General features: G+C 61.3%; 16 protein-coding genes. 12 read left to right on the top strand and 4 right to left on the bottom strand.

Going from position 1 to position 16773, the window contains the following annotated elements:
• Positions 1-126 precede the first annotated feature (126 nt).
• The gene (locus BLP99_RS21105) at positions 127-1137 is read left to right on the top strand and encodes a class 1 fructose-bisphosphatase (RefSeq protein ID WP_072397936.1); all 1011 of its coding nucleotides are present in this window, start codon (positions 127-129) and stop codon (positions 1135-1137) included.
• Positions 1138-1140: 3 nt separating this feature from the next.
• Positions 1141-1737, top strand: a complete 597-nt coding sequence (locus BLP99_RS21100) for a DUF924 family protein (RefSeq protein ID WP_072397937.1) — start codon at positions 1141-1143, stop codon at positions 1735-1737.
• A 7-nt stretch (positions 1738-1744) separates the two neighbouring features.
• Here BLP99_RS21100 and BLP99_RS21095 read toward each other — a convergent pair whose 3' ends face one another.
• From BLP99_RS21095 to BLP99_RS21085, 3 genes are all read right to left on the bottom strand, one after another.
• Positions 1745-2077, bottom strand: a complete 333-nt coding sequence (locus BLP99_RS21095) for a type II toxin-antitoxin system RelE/ParE family toxin (protein ID WP_072397938.1) — start codon at positions 2075-2077, stop codon at positions 1745-1747.
• A complete protein-coding gene (locus BLP99_RS21090; RefSeq protein WP_072459099.1) occupies positions 2074-2346 on the bottom strand; it encodes a type II toxin-antitoxin system Phd/YefM family antitoxin in 273 nt (90 codons plus the stop codon). The genes BLP99_RS21095 and BLP99_RS21090 overlap by 4 nt, the downstream gene beginning before the upstream one ends.
• Positions 2347-2484: 138 nt before the next feature.
• Complete coding sequence (locus tag BLP99_RS21085; protein ID WP_197685714.1) at positions 2485-4377, bottom strand: methyl-accepting chemotaxis protein; 1893 nt, start codon at positions 4375-4377, stop codon at positions 2485-2487.
• A gap of 285 nt (positions 4378-4662) precedes the next feature.
• Here BLP99_RS21085 and bamE point away from each other — a divergent pair, with 285 nt between their 5' ends.
• Both bamE and BLP99_RS21075 read left to right on the top strand, forming a co-directional pair.
• Entirely contained in the window at positions 4663-4917 is a 255-nt protein-coding gene (bamE, locus tag BLP99_RS21080; RefSeq protein WP_072397941.1) for an outer membrane protein assembly factor BamE domain-containing protein, read from the top strand.
• Between the two features lie 31 nt (positions 4918-4948).
• On the top strand, positions 4949-5518 hold the full coding sequence (locus BLP99_RS21075) for a lipocalin family protein (protein WP_072397942.1): 570 nt from the start codon (positions 4949-4951) through the stop codon (positions 5516-5518).
• Between the two features lie 112 nt (positions 5519-5630).
• On the opposite strand, the gene BLP99_RS21070 is transcribed toward BLP99_RS21075, so the two are convergent.
• Positions 5631-6995: a formimidoylglutamate deiminase gene (locus BLP99_RS21070; protein WP_092181649.1), complete on the bottom strand. Its 1365-nt coding sequence runs from the start codon at positions 6993-6995 to the stop codon at positions 5631-5633.
• A gap of 301 nt (positions 6996-7296) precedes the next feature.
• Here BLP99_RS21070 and hutC point away from each other — a divergent pair, with 301 nt between their 5' ends.
• The 8 genes from hutC to hutH all read left to right on the top strand — a co-directional run bounded on the left by hutC (position 7297) and on the right by hutH (position 16685).
• A complete protein-coding gene (hutC, locus tag BLP99_RS21065; RefSeq protein ID WP_172679593.1) occupies positions 7297-8007 on the top strand; it encodes a histidine utilization repressor in 711 nt (236 codons plus the stop codon).
• A gap of 8 nt (positions 8008-8015) precedes the next feature.
• On the top strand, positions 8016-8573 hold the full coding sequence (locus tag BLP99_RS21060; protein ID WP_256327884.1) for a HutD/Ves family protein: 558 nt from the start codon (positions 8016-8018) through the stop codon (positions 8571-8573).
• Between the two features lie 380 nt (positions 8574-8953).
• Positions 8954-10642 carry a urocanate hydratase gene (gene hutU, locus BLP99_RS21055; RefSeq protein ID WP_092181646.1) on the top strand — a complete coding sequence of 563 codons (1689 nt, stop codon included), beginning with the start codon at positions 8954-8956 and terminating at the stop codon, positions 10640-10642.
• Between the two features lie 166 nt (positions 10643-10808).
• Entirely contained in the window at positions 10809-12275 is a 1467-nt protein-coding gene (locus tag BLP99_RS21050; RefSeq protein ID WP_092181643.1) for a purine-cytosine permease family protein, read from the top strand.
• A gap of 70 nt (positions 12276-12345) precedes the next feature.
• A complete protein-coding gene (locus BLP99_RS21045) occupies positions 12346-13314 on the top strand; it encodes an ABC transporter substrate-binding protein (protein WP_072397947.1) in 969 nt (322 codons plus the stop codon).
• A gap of 71 nt (positions 13315-13385) precedes the next feature.
• The gene (locus BLP99_RS21040; protein ID WP_003196893.1) at positions 13386-14237 is read left to right on the top strand and encodes an ABC transporter permease; all 852 of its coding nucleotides are present in this window, start codon (positions 13386-13388) and stop codon (positions 14235-14237) included.
• Positions 14234-15064 carry a quaternary amine ABC transporter ATP-binding protein gene (locus tag BLP99_RS21035; RefSeq protein ID WP_072397948.1) on the top strand — a complete coding sequence of 277 codons (831 nt, stop codon included), beginning with the start codon at positions 14234-14236 and terminating at the stop codon, positions 15062-15064. The genes BLP99_RS21040 and BLP99_RS21035 overlap by 4 nt, the downstream gene beginning before the upstream one ends.
• Before the next feature lie 97 nt (positions 15065-15161).
• Positions 15162-16685, top strand: a complete 1524-nt coding sequence (gene hutH / locus BLP99_RS21030; protein WP_092181640.1) for a histidine ammonia-lyase — start codon at positions 15162-15164, stop codon at positions 16683-16685.
• Positions 16686-16773 lie beyond the last annotated feature (88 nt).

Raw genomic sequence — 16773 nt, 5'->3', positions numbered from 1 at the left:
GAAATATCCAAGCGAGCCGCCACCCCGTGAACTCAATCCTCCATTCCCCGTCTCATAGGAGGAATTAAGTCCCGACTCGCGCTAAACTGCGCAGGTTTTTCCGCCCCCTATTCTTCGGAGCCGTCCATGTCCCGCGTTACCTTGAGTCGCTATTTGATTGAGCAGACCCGCAGCAACAACACCCCTGCCGATCTGCGCTTTTTGATCGAAGTGGTGGCGCGTGCGTGCAAGGAAATCAGCCACGCCGTATCCAAAGGCGCACTGGGTGGCGTCCTGGGCAGCATGGGCACCGAAAACGTGCAGGGCGAAGTGCAGAAGAAGCTCGACGTGCTGTCCAACGAAATCCTGCTCGAAGCCAACGAATGGGGTGGTCACCTGGCCGGCATGGCGTCCGAGGAAATGGACAATGCCTACCAGATCCCGGGCAAATACCCCAAGGGTGCCTATCTGCTGGTGTTCGATCCACTGGACGGTTCGTCGAACATCGATATCAACGCGCCGGTCGGCACCATCTTCTCGGTACTGCGTTGCCCGAACGAATACCTGAGCCAGAACGAAGCCCTGAATGAAAAGGCTTTCCTGCAACCAGGCACCCAGCAAGTCGCCGCCGGCTATGCCATCTATGGCCCGCAGACCATGCTGGTGCTGACCCTGGGCGACGGCGTCAAGGGCTTCACCCTGGACCGCGAGATGGGCAGCTTCGTACTGACCCACGAAGACATCACCATTCCTGAAACCACCCAGGAATTCGCTATCAACATGTCCAACCAGCGGCACTGGGAAGCTCCCGTGCAGCGCTATGTCAGCGAGCTGCTGGCCGGCGAGGAAGGCCCGTTGAAGAAGAACTACAACATGCGCTGGGTCGCGGCCATGGTTGCCGACGTGCACCGTATCCTGACCCGTGGCGGCCTGTTCATGTACCCGCGCGACAGCCGCGAGCCCTCCAAGCCGGGCAAGCTGCGCCTGATGTATGAAGCCAACCCGATGTCGTTCCTGGTGGAACAGGCCGGCGGAGCTTCCACCGACGGTCACCAGCGCATCCTCGACATCCAGCCCGAAGGCCTTCACCAGCGCGTAGCGGTGTTCCTCGGCTCGAAGCAAGAAGTGGCGCGCGCCACGGCCTACCACAAGGAGTGAAACATGGCCGAGCCCTGGCAGCCGTTGCTCGATTGGTGGTTTGGTTCAGCCGAAACGCCGGACGAAATCGCGGCCGACAAGGGCAAGCTGTGGTTTGGCAAAGGCCATGATCGCCAGGCGCAAGAGCGCTTCGGCGATCAGGTCGAGCAGGCACTGGCCGGCGGATTGACCGACTGGGCGCAACGCCCGGAAGGTTGGCTGGCCCTGGTGCTACTGCTCGATCAGCTTCCGCGGATGATCTTTCGCGACACCCCCAAGGCTTTTGCCGGCGACCTGCGTGCCCAGGCGCTGGTGGCCCAAGGCCTGGCGGCGGGGTTCGAGCGCCAACTCAAGCCCATCCAGCGCGTATTCATCTACCTCGTACTGGAACACTGCGAAATCCTCGCGGTGCAGAACGAAGCCGTGTCGCGGTTTATCGAGCTGGTTCGAGAGCAGCCCGAGGCGGAGCGGGCAGTGTTTGAAGACAACCTGGACTATGCCGAGCGACACCAGAAGATCATTGCGCGGTTTGGACGGTTTCCCCATCGCAATGCGGTGTTGGGGCGCGAGTCCACGGCTGAGGAAATGGAGTTTTTGAACAAGCCTGGGTCGCGATTTTAGCGAAGTTCTAAGAGTCGCTTCGAAGCAAGCGTTTCATTAGCAACGCGGGCAAGCTCTTGCGGCTATCGGCGATGATGTGGATGTAGATCGTTTGGCCTCGCACTTCATAAATGATCCTATTCATTCCTGAAAGGATCTGTCGATATTGACCGAGATTAAGCCTTTCAATTTCTTCCGGGATCGATCCCGCAAAAGGCAGTGTTGCTAGATGACGGATCGCTGCTTTCAGACTGGCATAGGTGTTTTGCCATGTTTGAGAAGAAAACCGCTCGATTAGATAAACGCGGAGCTCTTTAAGATCTGTTTCGGCCGATTGAAGGATGACAACCTTTAAGCTCATTGAGTGTCAGCCCTGTCCAGCTCAGTGAAGACATCCTCAACATCCCGAAAATTACCTTCTTCAATTTCACGGTTGCCCATGGCCAATAGCTTCAACAGCGCCATGGTGTCTTCTTGTTCTTCGAAACTTTTCACATCCATGACTACGAGCTTGGCTTCACCGTTTTGGGTGATGATCAAAGGCTCTCTACTCTCTGTGATGGTCTTTACGATTTCAGCCGTGTGGCTTTTCAAATAGCTGATGGGTTTGATTTGGGATGACAGCTTCATGGCGTAAGCCTCGAAAGATTGAATGGACTGAGTTTAGTCTTAATTCAGTCTTGAGTCAGGTAGCGCTGACCAAATGTCTGTTTGCGTAGGCTGACATACCCCGTCGCGAGCTTGCTCGCGACGGGGTATGTCCAGGCACTAGATCCGGAAACTACCCACCAACTGCTTCAACCGCGCCGCCTGCTGCTCAAGATCGGCACAGGCGCGCAAGGTGGCTTGCAGGTTTTCCACGCCTTCCTGGTTCAACGTGTTGATCTCGTTGATGTCGACGTTGATCGATTCCACCACGGCAGTCTGTTCTTCGGTGGCGGTGGCCACGGACTGGTTCATGCCGTCGATTTCACCAATACGCTGGGTCACGCTGCCCAGTCGTTCACCGGCCTGGTTGGCGATGCCCACGCTGCTTTCGCTCTGGCGCTGGCTGTCGGTCATGGTCAGCACCGCTTCCCGGGCACCGACCTGCAGTTCTTCGATCATCTTCTGCACTTGCTGCGCCGAATCCTGGGTGCGGTGGGCCAGGTTGCGCACCTCATCGGCCACTACCGCGAAACCGCGGCCGGCTTCCCCGGCCCGTGCGGCCTCGATGGCCGCGTTCAGGGCGAGCAGGTTGGTCTGCTGGGAGATGCTGGTGATCACTTCCAGGATCTGGCCGATGTTCACGGTGTTGCTGTTCAGGGTTTCGATGTTGCCGCACGAATCGCTGATCTTCGCCGACAGCTGCTGCATGGCGGTGATGGTCTTGTCTACCACCTGCTGGCCATCCTCGGCCAGGTTGCGGGCCTCGCTGGAGTGCTGCGAGGCGAGGGCGGCGTTCTGGGCGATTTCCTGGGCGGCGGCGCCGAGCTGGTTGATGGCTGCGGCAACGCTACTGGTGCGCGAGGCTTGCTGGTCGGAATTGAACATCGAGGAATTGGAGGCACTGACCACGCGCAGGGCGACTTCGTTGACCTGGCCGGTGGCCGAAGCCACTTCGCGGATCGAGGTGTGAATGCGTTCGACAAAGCGGTTGAACGATGTGCCCAGGGCGCCGAATTCGTCGTGGCCATGGATGGTCAGGCGCCGGGTCAGGTCGCCTTCGCCTTCGGCGATGTCATGCATCGCGCGGCCCATGGTCAGCAATGGCTGCATCAGCACGCGGATCAACATGCCCAGCAGGGCAATGATGAACACCACGGCGATGGCCATGGCGATCAATGCCGAGGTGCGGAATTCGCTGAGCATCGCCAGCGCCGTGTCCTTGTCCAGTACCAGTGCCACATACCAATCGGCGCCCGGCACGCCATTGACGCGGGTGAAGGACATGAACTGGGTCTTGCCGTCGAGTTCGACTTCCTTCATGCCCGGGCTGACTTGTGGTGCGCCGTTGGGGTAGGCCTCGGCCAGGGTCTTGAGCACACGCTTGCTGTCGGGGTGGATCAGGATCTTGCCGTCGGCGCTGACGATGAAGGCATGGCCATGGCCCCCGAAGTTCAGCGAGTTGATGATGGCGCTGACGCTCGACAGGTCGATGTCCGCACCGGCCACGCCGATCATCTGGTTCTGATGCTGGACCGGGGTGGCGACAGTGATCACCAGTTTGCCGGATGAGGCCGCGATGTAGGGTTCGGTGACGATGGTCTGTTGAGCGCTGTTGGCGGCCTTGTACCAGCCACGGGCACGGGGGTCGTAGTCGGCGGCGCGATTACCGGCCGGAACCGAAAACATCACGCCGTCGGTGCCGCCGAAGTAGCTGAGCTGGAAATTGCCGGTGTACGCCGGCAGGCCGACCGCGCGCTTGAGGCTGTCGGCGCTGCTGCCGTCCACGGCGATCTGCTGTGCCAGCGACTGGAGCAACTGGATGCGACCCTCGACCCAGGTCTGGATGTTGCGGCTGGTCAGGCTGCCGAGTTCCTGCATGGAGGTTTCGGTGCTGGTGTGCAGGCTCTGGCGCTGGCGATAGTCGTTGAACAGGATGAAACAGGCGAATGCGACGGCCACCACGAGGGCGGCAGCCAACAGAATTTTGTGGCTGAATTTCATGTTTCTGGTCATTAAGAAAGCTACCGAACAGAAGCTGGTCAGGAAGGGGGCGTCAATGTGCCATAACGCGATTTTTGGCGCTGGTCTTTTTATCGGCTCCCCGGCGTCGCGATTCAGGTGCTGATGACGTATTCCCGACGAAATGCACGACGCCGTCACAAACTGGTTGATTTACCGACGAAGTGCCTGGGTTTGGCCCAATAAATAGCCGGTTCCCCGGGGAACCAGATGACGGTTTTCTCTTCTAAGGTTCTGGTTGGCACCCTGCCACCTCCCTTCCGCTCCAGGAGTTACCCGATGTCCCTGCGTTCTATCGCGTTGTTGTCTTTGTGCGTCTTTCTGGCCGCCTGCAGCAAAGTCAACCAGGAAAACTATTCGAAGCTGTCGGCCGGCATGTCCAAGGCCGAAGTCGAAACGTTACTGGGGAAACCGACCGATTGTTCGGGCGCGCTCGGCATGTCCAGTTGCACCTGGGGCGACCAGAAAAGCTTTATCAGCGTGCAGTATGCCGGTGACAAAGTGTTGATGTTTTCCGGCCAAGGCCTGAAGTAAACCGAGGCCAGAGGCCTGCGGGAGAAAAATAATGATGCGGTTATTGTTAGTGCTTTTAGCTGGCCTGGTACTGGCCGGCTGTGCCACTTCTGGCGAAGACCCGTTGGCGCCCAAGACCGTCAACAGTGTCAATCTCAAGCGTTACCAAGGGACCTGGTACGAGTTGGCCCGCCTGCCAATGTATTTCCAGCGCAACTGCGCGCAATCGGAAGCTCACTACACCCTCAAGCCCGACGGCAACCTGGGTGTACTCAATCGCTGCCTGACTTCGGACTGGCAGTGGGAAGAAGCCAAGGGCACCGCCAAGCCACAGGTGCCGGGCAAGACCGACAAGCTCTGGGTCGAGTTCGATACCTGGTTTTCCCGCATCCTGCCGGGTGTGGCAAAGGGGCAATATTGGGTGCTGTACGTCAGCGAAGACTACAAGACCGCCATCGTGGGTGACCCGAGCCGACGCTACATGTGGCTGCTGTCCCGTACGCCCACCGTCAATGTCGACGTTCGTGAAGAACTGCTCAGCAGGGCGCGCCAGCAAGGCTACGACACGACACGGTTGATCTGGCGTGCGTCGGATCGGCAGATGGCCCGAACCTCGGATTGAACCGCTTCGAAGAACCCCTGTGGGAGCGAGCCTGCTCGCGATGACGGGCGTCCAGTCAACCTCGTGTTGAATGCGAAGGCCTCATCGCGAGCAGGCTCGCTCCCGCATTTCGTCAGTCCAGGAGTTCGCGCAAGACTTGGGCAAACGCCCGGGCGCTTTCTTCTTCCCCGGCATGACGTCCATCGCGCACGACCCATTGCCCGCCGACCATCACATCACGCACCTGACGATCCCCGCCGGCAAACAGCCAGCGATTGAGTATCCCGTCGCCCCTGGCAGTGGCCAGGTAAGGGTCGTTGCCGTCGAGCACCAGCCAGTCGGCGCGTTTGCCGACGTCGAGGGCACCGACCGCTTGCCCCAGCGCCTGGGCGCCGCCTTCCAGGGCCGCATCGAACAAGGTACGGCCGACCATTGGCTGGTCTGGTCGATACAGGCGGTTGCGCCGTTGATCCCGCAGGCGCTGGCCGTATTCCAGCCAACGCAATTCCTCCACTACGCTCAATGACACATGGCTGTCGGAACCGATGCCCAGGCGTCCACCTTGGGCGATGAAATCCACCGCCGGGAAAATACCGTCGCCCAGGTTGGCTTCGGTGGTCAGGCACAGGCCGGCGATCGCCCGGCTCCTGGCCATGAGGGCGACTTCGTCGGCGTTGGCGTGGGTGGCATGCACCAGGCACCAGCGCGGGTCGACCTCGACGTTTTCGTACAGCCATTGCAACGGACGGGCGCCACTCCAGCCCAGGCAATCGTCGACTTCCTTTTGCTGCTCGGCGATATGGATGTGCACCGGGCAATGGCGGTCGCTCGCGGCCAGCACGTCCTGGATCTGCCTGGGCGTCACGGCACGCAATGAGTGGAAGCACAGGCCCAGCGCCTGGGTCGGTTGTGCGGCCAGAATCGGCTGCAAGCGTGTTTGCAGCTTGAGGTAGTTTTCGGTGCTGTTGATGAAGCGGCGTTGCCCTTCGTTGGGTGCCTGGCCTCCGAAACCGGAGTGGCTGTAGAGCACTGGCAGCAGGGTCAGCCCGATGCCGGCCGCCTGGGCGGCGTGGCTGATGCGCAAGGCCAGTTCAGCCGGGTCGGCATAGGGTGTGCCGTCGGTATCGTGGTGCACATAGTGGAATTCGGCGACCGAGGTGTAACCGGCCTTGAGCATTTCGATGTACAACTGCCGGGCAATCATGCCCAGTTGATCGGGGCTGATTTTCCCGACGAGGCGATACATCAGGTCGCGCCAGGTCCAGAAACTGTCGTTGGGGTTGCCCGCCACTTCCGCCAGCCCGGCCATGGCCCGTTGGAAGGCATGGGAGTGCAGGTTCGGCATGCCCGGCAACAACGGACCTCCCAGCCGTTCGGCGCCGTCTGCGTGGGAGCCGGCCTGGACATGAGTCAGGACGCCAGCGGCGTCGACTTCAAGACGTACATCATTGGCCCATCCACTAGGCAGCAGCGCGCGTTCGGCAAAAAAGGCGGGCATGGTCGAACCTCATCGTGCGTAATTTGTATATACATATACAGACGTTTGCCTGGCCGGTAAACTCCGGCAAGCTAATGTCCTGTTTCATAGATACGTTCTTTTTTGATGTGTGGCTCTTGTCGTCAGGCAGGCGCCGCGCCGAGTCATAGCAGGCTGTGGCGAGGAGCGGCAACGCAGGATGACGGCAAGAGACGCCGTCAAGAAGGAACAGTATCTGGGCTACAGGACATTTGTAATCTCATTCGCAGAACAAGGAACCGCCGTGCCGACTCCGCCTGCCAAACCACCAATTGCCGCGAACATGGGCGACAGTCCGGCGCCCTTGTACGCCCGCGTCAAACAGATGATTACCCAGCAGATCGACAGTGGAAACTGGCCACCGCATTACCGCGTGCCATCGGAAAGCGAACTGGTCAGTCAGTTGGGCTTCAGTCGCATGACCATCAACCGCGCCCTGCGGGAGATGACCGCCGACGGCCTGCTGGTGCGCATGCAGGGGGTCGGTACTTTCGTGGCTGAACCCAAGAGCCAGTCCGCTTTGTTCGAAGTGCATAACATCGCCGACGAAATCGCCTCCCGTGGCCATCGCCATACCTGCAAGGTCATCACCCTGGAAGAAGAGGCCGCCGGTTCCGAGCGTGCCCTGGCCCTGGAGATGCGCGAAGGCCAGAAGGTGTTCCATTCTCTGATCGTGCATTTCGAGAACGACATCCCGGTGCAGATCGAGGACCGTTTCGTCAATGCGCTGGTGGCGCCGGACTACCTCAAGCAGGATTTCACCCTGCAGACGCCCTATGCCTATCTGAACCAGGTCGCGCCGCTGACCGAGGGCGAGCATGTGGTGGAGGCGATCCTCGCCGAGCCGAGCGAGTGCAAGCTGCTGCAGATCGAACGGGGCGAGCCGTGCCTGTTGATCCGTCGCCGCACCTGGTCCGGGCGCCAGCCGGTGACCGCCGCGCGCCTGATCCACCCCGGTTCCCGTCACAGCCTGGAAGGTCGGTTTCATAAATGACGAATCAGATGACAGTTCTGCGGGCTGCGGACTATCCCCGCATGCCCTGGAAAAACGGTGGCGGCAGTACCGAGGAAATCACCCGTGACGCCGGCACCGGCCTGGAAGGTTTCGGCTGGCGCCTGTCGATTGCCGATATCGCCGAGTCGGGCGGTTTTTCCACCTTTGCCGGCTACGAAAGGATCATCAGCGTCCTGCAGGGAGACGGCATGACGCTGAACGTCGATGGCCAGGCCACGCGACCTTTGCATCCGCTGGACCCCTTTGCCTTCAGCGGCGAGAGCCATGTGCATTGCACCTTGCTGGGCGGGCCGATTCGCGATTTCAACCTGATCTATGCCCCCCAGCGTTTTCATGCGCGGTTGCAATGGCTGGGAGGCCAGCAGCGGTTTTTCAGCGAGGCGCAGACGGTGCTGGTGTTCAGCGCGGCCCCGGGGTTGGCGATCAGCGTTGGCGAGTCCGCCGTTAACCTGGGCCTCTACGACTGCTTGCAATTGAGCAACACCGGGCTGCTGGACATCACCAGCCACGGCCAATGCTGTGTGATCGAGCTGACGGCCCGCTGATTTCCGACGAAGCGCTTTAGTGGCGAGGGAACAAGCTCCCTTGCCATAAAAGCTCCGCTCTCGTTGTTCCCGCTTTGCACCAACTTGTTACCGAATGCCCCAGCGTGGCGCAGAACCGCGCTTTCGTAACCTGCCTGTCCTGCTCACAAATCCCTCCTTCAGAAATTTCATCTGGCTATGGAGCCGCTCAATCACGGGGCTTTCAGCCAAACCTAACGTCTCCTGCAAGCCTTTCATCGACAAGTTGGCCGCTTGATTGCATATGCTTGTACATACAAGTAAAGACGTATGCGTATGAGTCACCTTCACTCAGCGCAACGTCCGCAGAAATAGCTGCCCTGTCCGGGCTGGTCTGGATTGATCGCTGAGGAGTTTTTGCTGTGACCGACGCTACCCGCAAAACCGAAAAATACCGTGACGTTGAAATCCGCGCTCCCCGCGGTAACACCCTGACCGCCAAAAGCTGGCTGACCGAAGCGCCGCTGCGCATGCTGATGAACAACCTCGACCCGGAAGTGGCCGAGAATCCCAAGGAGCTGGTGGTCTACGGTGGCATCGGTCGCGCGGCGCGCAATTGGGAGTGCTACGACAAGATCGTCGAAAGCCTGACCCACCTGAACGACGACGAAACCCTGCTGGTGCAATCCGGCAAGCCGGTGGGCGTGTTCAAGACCCACGCCAATGCGCCACGGGTGCTGATCGCCAACTCCAACCTGGTGCCGCACTGGGCCAGTTGGGAGCATTTCAACGAACTCGACGCCAAGGGCCTGGCCATGTACGGCCAGATGACCGCCGGCAGCTGGATCTACATCGGCAGCCAGGGCATCGTGCAGGGCACTTATGAAACCTTCGTCGAGGCCGGTCGCCAGCACTACGGCTCCAACCTCAAGGGGCGCTGGGTCCTGACCGCCGGCCTGGGTGGCATGGGGGGCGCCCAGCCGTTGGCCGCGACCCTGGCCGGTGCATGCTCGCTGAACATCGAGTGCCAGCAGGTCAGCATCGATTTCCGCCTGAAAACCCGCTACGTCGACGAGCAAGCCAAAGACCTCGACGACGCCTTGGCGCGCATCGAGAAATACACCGCCGAAGGCAAGGCGATTTCCATCGCCCTGTGCGGGAACGCTGCCGAGATCCTGCCGGAAATGGTCCGTCGTGGTGTGCGCCCGGACATGGTCACCGACCAGACCAGCGCCCACGATCCCCTCAACGGCTATCTGCCGGCCGGTTGGACCTGGGACGAATACCGCGCCCGCGCCAAGACCGAGCCCGCCGCCGTGGTGAAAGCCGCCAAGCAATCGATGGCGGTACATGTGAAAGCCATGCTGGCCTTCCAGAAAATGGGCGTGCCGACCTTCGACTACGGTAACAATATCCGCCAGATGGCCCAGGAAGAAGGCGTCGAGAATGCCTTCGACTTCCCTGGTTTCGTCCCGGCCTATATCCGTCCGCTGTTCTGCCGCGGCATCGGTCCGTTCCGTTGGGCCGCGCTGTCCGGCGATCCGCAGGACATCTACAAGACCGACGCCAAGGTCAAGGAACTGATTCCCGATGACGCCCACCTGCACAACTGGCTGGACATGGCCCGCGAGCGCATCAGCTTCCAGGGCTTGCCGGCGCGTATCTGCTGGGTCGGGCTGGGCCAGCGCGCCAAGCTGGGCCTGGCTTTCAACGAAATGGTACGCAGCGGCGAATTGTCGGCGCCGATCGTCATCGGTCGCGACCACCTGGACTCCGGTTCCGTGGCCAGCCCCAACCGTGAAACCGAATCCATGCAGGACGGTTCCGATGCCGTCTCCGACTGGCCGCTGCTCAACGCCTTGCTCAACACCGCCAGCGGTGCGACCTGGGTGTCGCTGCACCATGGTGGTGGTGTTGGCATGGGCTTCTCCCAGCATTCGGGCATGGTCATCGTCTGCGACGGTACCGATGAAGCGGCCGAGCGGATTGCGCGCGTGCTGCACAACGACCCGGGTACCGGGGTAATGCGCCATGCCGACGCCGGCTACCAGATCGCCATTGATTGCGCGAAGGAGCAGGGGCTGAACCTGCCGATGATCACTGGCAAATAACCCCGGGCCCCTTGTGGGAGCGAGCTTGCTCGCGATGAGGGAGTGTCAGTCAACAGCATTGTCTGCTGACCCACCGCTATCGTCGGATCGCCGCCCGGAGCAAGCTCGCTCCCACAGGGGAAGTAGCAGCGCAATGAATTCCAGAACAATCCACAGAGGTTGAACCATGGCTGTCACCAGCACTCGCGCAAGCAGCAAGCCGTTGATCGAGCGACGCTCGATCGACTACATCCCGGAAGCGGAGAGACACGGCCGATTGTTGAGCCAGTTCACCCTCTGGATGGGGGCCAACCTGCAAATCACTGCCATTGTCACCGGTGCATTGGCGGTGGTGCTGGGGGGTGATGTGTTCTGGTCGTTGATCGGCTTGCTGATTGGCCAGGTACTGGGCGGTGGCGTCATGGCCTTGCATGCCGCGCAAGGGCCCAAGCTTGGCCTGCCGCAGATGATCTCCAGCCGGGTGCAGTTCGGTGTCTATGGGGCGGCGATCCCGATCGTACTGGTGTGCCTGATGTACCTGGGCTTCACGGCGACGGGCACCGTGCTTTCCGGCCAGGCGCTGGGGCAGTTGTTCGGCGTCAGCGACAGTGCGGGCATCCTGATCTTCGCCAGTGTCATCGTGCTGGTGACGGTGCTGGGTTATCGGGTGATCCACTTCATCGGCCGGGTCGCCAGCGTCATTGGCGTCATTGCCTTCGTTTACCTGTTCGCTCGCCTGATCAGCCAGACGGACGTTGGCGCGCTGCTGCAGATCCGCCATTTCAGCTGGAGCAGCTTCCTGCTGGCGGTGTCGCTCGCGGCTTCCTGGCAGATCGCCTTCGGCCCCTACGTGGCTGACTATTCGCGTTATCTGCCGAGCAAGACTTCCTCGGTGAAAACCTTCTTTGCCGCAGGCGCCGGTTCGGTCATCGGCGCACAGGTGGCGATGATCCTCGGCGTATTTGCCGCCGCCTCGGCCAACGGGCAGTTCGCGGGCCATGAAGTGGCCTACATCGTGGGCCTGGGCGGTACCGGCGCCACCGCTGCGCTGCTGTACTTCAGCATCGCGTTCGGCAAGGTCACGATTTCCACCCTGAACTCCTACGGCAGCTTCATGTGCATTGCCACCATCATCAGCGGTTTCCGGGGGCACCTGAACGTCACGCGCCTGCAACGCCTGGTCTTCGTACTGTTCATCGTGGGCGCCGCGACGCTGATCGCGCTGCTCGGCCAGCACTCGTTCCTTGGTGCGTTCAAGTCCTTCATCCTGTTCTTGCTGGCGTTCTTCACGCCCTGGAGCGCGATCAACCTGGTGGACTACTACTGCATCACCCGCGAGCGCTATGACGTGCCGGCCCTGGCCGACCCGAACGGCCGCTACGGTCGTTGGAATGGCCTCGGTATCAGCGTCTACGCAATAGGTGTCCTGATTCAATTGCCGTTCATTGCCACCAAGTTCTATACCGGTCCGCTGGTGGCGGCCATGGGCGGCGTGGACATTTCCTGGATCATCGGCCTGGTGGTTCCGGCGGCGCTGTATTACATCGCCGCCAGGAAATGGCACAGCGCAGTACCCGATCGATTGATCCTGCCGGTCGAGCAGGACACGGTTGACGCACAACCGAGCAGGGCGGGTCGCATTCAAGCGGCCTGATGGGACGTTGACAGGGCTGGATGCCTCTTGACTGCCGTATGCCAATCCAACTGATTAGGAGCGTCACACAATGAAATCGAACAAGACCCTGCTGACCACATTGCTGTCCATGGGCCTGCTGGCCAGTGCCGGCGCCACGCAGGCGGCCGGTTGGTGCGAGTCGGGCAAACCGGTGAAGTTCGCCGGCCTGAACTGGGAAAGCGGCATGTTGCTGACAGACGTCCTGCAGGTGGTGCTGGAAAAAGGCTACGACTGCAAGACCGACAGCCTGCCGGGCAACTCCATCACCATGGAGAACGCCCTGAGCAGCAATGACATCCAGGTATTCGCCGAAGAGTGGGTCGGTCGCAGCGAAGTGTGGAACAAGGCCGAGAAGGCCGGCAAGGTGGTGGGTGTCGGCGCTCCGGTCGTCGGCGCCATCGAAGGCTGGTACGTACCGCGCTATGTGGTCGAGGGCGACGCCAAGCGCAAGCTCGAAGCCAAGGCGCCGGGTCTGAAGAACATCGCGGACCTGGGCCAGTACGCCGCCGTGTTCAAGGATCCGGAAGAGCCGTCCAAGGGCCGTTTCTACAACTGCCCGGCCGGCTGGACCTGCGAGCTGGACAACAGCGAAATGCTCAAGAGCTACGGCTTGGAAAAAACCTACACCAACTTCCGTCCAGGCACCGGCCCGGCCCTGGATGCCGCAGTGTTGTCCAGCTACAAGCGTGGCGAGCCGATCCTGTTCTACTACTGGTCGCCAACGCCACTGATGGGCCAGGTGGACCTGGTGAAACTGGAAGAAAAGCCGGGCGTGGACAAGAGCGTGACCATCAAGGTCGGTCTGTCCAAGACCTTCCACGACGAGGCTCCGGAGCTGGTGGCCGTGCTGGAAAAGGTCAACCTGCCCATCGATATCCTGAACCAGAACCTGGGGCGCATGGCCAAAGAGCGGATCGAGTCGCCAAAACTGGCGAAGATCTTCCTCAAGGAACATCCTGAAGTCTGGCACGCCTGGGTCAGTGAAGACGCAGCCAAGAAAATCGACGCGGCTCTGTAGGTCGAATGCTACCCGGCCGGCTGCAGGGCTGGCCGGGACGTTCACCGCATCCACTTGATCGAGAGTCTCTTATGTTTCCCGAAAGCTTTACCTTCTCCATCGCCGATTGGGTCAACGGTTGGGTCGACTCCCTGGTGACCAACTATGGCGATGTGTTCCGGCACATCTCCGACACCCTGCTGTGGGCCATCGTCAACCTCGAAGGCCTGCTGCGCATGGCACCCTGGTGGCTGATGCTGGCCATCGTCGGCGGCATTGCCTGGCACGCCACGCGCAAGGTCGTGGCCACGGCAGTCATCGTCGGCCTGTTGTTCCTGGTGGGTGCGGTAGGCCTGTGGGACAAGTTGATGCAAACCCTTGCCCTGATGCTGGTAGCGACGCTGATCTCGGTGTTGATCGGCATTCCCCTGGGCATTCTCTCGGCGCGCAGCAATCGCCTGCGTTCGGTGCTGATGCCGTTGCTGGACATCATGCAGACCATGCCGAGCTTCGTGTACCTGATTCCGGTGTTGATGCTGTTCGGCCTGGGCAAGGTTCCGGCGATCTTCGCCACGGTGATCTATGCCGCGCCGCCATTGATCCGCCTGACCGACCTGGGCATTCGCCAGGTGGACGGCGAAGTGATGGAAGCCATCAACGCCTTCGGCGCCAACCGCTGGCAGCAGCTGTTCGGCGTGCAATTGCCCCTGGCCTTGCCGAGCATCATGGCCGGGATCAACCAGACCACCATGATGGCTCTGTCGATGGTGGTCATCGCCTCGATGATCGGCGCCCGTGGCCTGGGTGAAGACGTGCTGGTGGGCATCCAGACCCTCAACGTCGGACGCGGCCTGGAGGCCGGGCTGGCCATCGTGATTCTCGCCGTGGTCATCGACCGCATTACCCAGGCCTATGGTCGTCCTCGGCACGAGGTGAGCAAATGAGCAACGCAGCCGTCAGCAAGATCGAAGTCAAGAACGTCTTCAAGATTTTCGGCAACCGTTCCAGGGAAGCCCTGGAACTGATCCGCCAGAACAAGACCAAGGACCAGGTGCTGGCCGAGACCGGTTGCGTGGTGGGTGTGAACGACCTGTCGCTGAGCATCGGCACGGGCGAGATCTTTGTGATCATGGGCCTGTCCGGCTCCGGCAAATCCACCCTGGTGCGCCACTTCAATCGCCTGATCGATCCCACCAGCGGGGCGATCCTGGTGGACGGCGAAGACATCCTGCAACTGGACATGGACGCCCTGCGTGAATTCCGTCGGCACAAGATCAGCATGGTGTTCCAGAGCTTCGGCCTGTTGCCCCACAAGAATGTGCTGGACAACGTCGCCTACGGCTTGAAAGTGCGTGGCGAGAGCAAGCAGGTGTGTGCCGAGCGGGCGCTGCACTGGATCAATACCGTGGGCCTGAAGGGCTACGAGAACAAGTACCCGCACCAGCTCTCCGGCGGCATGCGTCAGCGCGTGGGCCTGGCCCGGGCGTTGGCGGCGGACACCGATATCATCCTGATGGACGAAGCCTTCAGCGCCCTCGACCCGCTGATCCGCGCGGAAATGCAGGACCAGTTGCTGGAGCTGCAGAAGACCCTGCACAAGACCATCGTCTTCATCACCCACGACCTCGACGAGGCCGTGCGCATCGGCAACCGCATCGCGATTCTCAAGGACGGCAAGCTGATCCAGGTGGGCACGCCGCGCGAGATCCTGCACTCGCCGGCAGATGAGTATGTCGATCGGTTCGTGCAGCGCAGGGCTGCGGTGGTTTGAAGGGTTTGTGGTGGCAGGGCCGGCCCTATCGCGAGCTTGTTCGCGATAGGGCCGGCCCAGCTGCATCAATATTCAAGTCGTACAGACGAGGTTGAGGATGTCCCAGGCTGAAAAAATCGTAATCACCGGTGCCCCGTTGCGCTGGCAGGACGTCGTCGCCGTCGCCCGCTTCGGTGCCGAGCTCGAGCTGTCGGCCCAGGCCTGGGCGCGGATCGACAATGCCCAGGCCATCGTCCAGCGCATCGTCGAAAGCGGCGAACGCGCCTATGGCGTCAACACCGGCCTGGGCGCCTTGTGCAACGTCTCGCTCAAGGATGAACAGCTCAGCCAGCTCTCGCGCAACACGCTGCTCAGCCATGCCTGTGGCGTGGGCGCGCCGCTGTCCGACGAGCAGACCCGGGCGATTCTCTGCGCCGCCATCCTCAATTACAGCCAGGGCAAGTCCGGCATCCACCGGCGGGTGGTAGAGGCACTGCTGGCGCTGCTCAACCGGGGCATCACGCCGCAAGTACCGTCCCAGGGTTCGGTGGGCTACCTGACCCACATGGCCCATATCAGCATCGCGCTGCTGGGCGTCGGCCAGGTCAGCTATCGCGGCCAGATCGTCACGGCGCAACAGGCCCTGGCCGCCGAAGGCCTGAAACCGGTGCAACTGGGGGCCAAGGACGGTCTGTGCCTGGTCAACGGCACGCCCTGCATGACCGGCCTCAGCTGCCTGGCCCTGGCCGATGCGACGCGGCTGCTGCAGTGGGCCGATGTGATCGGTGCCATGAGCTTCGAGGCCCAGCGTGGCCAGATCGCCGCGTTCGATGGCGAGATCATTGCCCTCAAGCCGCACCCCGGCATGCAGCAGGTGGGAGTCAACCTGCGGGCCTTGCTGGCGGGCAGCGAAGTCATCGCCTCCAGCCTGGGCATCCGCACCCAGGATGCCTTGAGCATCCGTTCGATTCCCCAGGTACACGGTGCCGCTCGCGATCAGCTGGCCCATGCCCGCAAACAGATCGAAACCGAACTCAATGCCGTGACGGACAATCCTCTTCTGTTGGGCACGCCAGACCATTTCCGGGTGATGTCCCAGGCCAACCCCCATGGTCAATCCGTGGCCCTGGCCGCGGATCTGCTGGCGATTGCCATGGCCGAGATCGGCTCCATCGCCGAGCGCCGCCTCGATCGCCTGATCAACCCCCACGTCAGCGGACTGCCGGCCTTCCTGGTGGCCAATCCGGGGGTGAACTCGGGGATGATGATCGTGCAATACGTCGCGGCGTCGCTGTGCGCGGAAAACCGTCAGTTGGCGCAACCGGCGGTGCTCGACAACTTCGTCACCTCGGGCCTGCAGGAGGATCACTTGAGCATGGGCACCAATGCCGCCCTGAAACTGCATCGGACGCTGGAAAACTGCACGCAGATCCTCGCCATCGAATACCTGCTGGCGGCCCAGGCCTTCGAATTCCTCAAGACCCAGCGCTTCGGCGCAGGCACCGACATTGCCTGGAGGCTGCTGCGCGAACTTGTCCCGGCCTATGACCAGGACCGCTGGCTGGCGCCGGACATCGCCAGCGCCGCCGGGCTCCTCAAAGACCCGAATGTGCTGCACAACGTGTTACCGAATTTGAACTGATCAAAAAAGCGCCAGCGTGCCAAGGCGCCATCGCCCAAAAAGCGAGGGTGACGGATAACGGAACCTTCCGGAGCGACTGGCGGGTTAA

This window comes from Pseudomonas sp. NFACC32-1, assembly GCF_900101215.1.
Taxonomy (GTDB): Bacteria; Pseudomonadota; Gammaproteobacteria; order Pseudomonadales; family Pseudomonadaceae; genus Aquipseudomonas.
The sequence above is the reverse complement of the archived record's forward strand: the minus strand, read 5'-3'. Positions and strand labels throughout refer to the sequence as shown.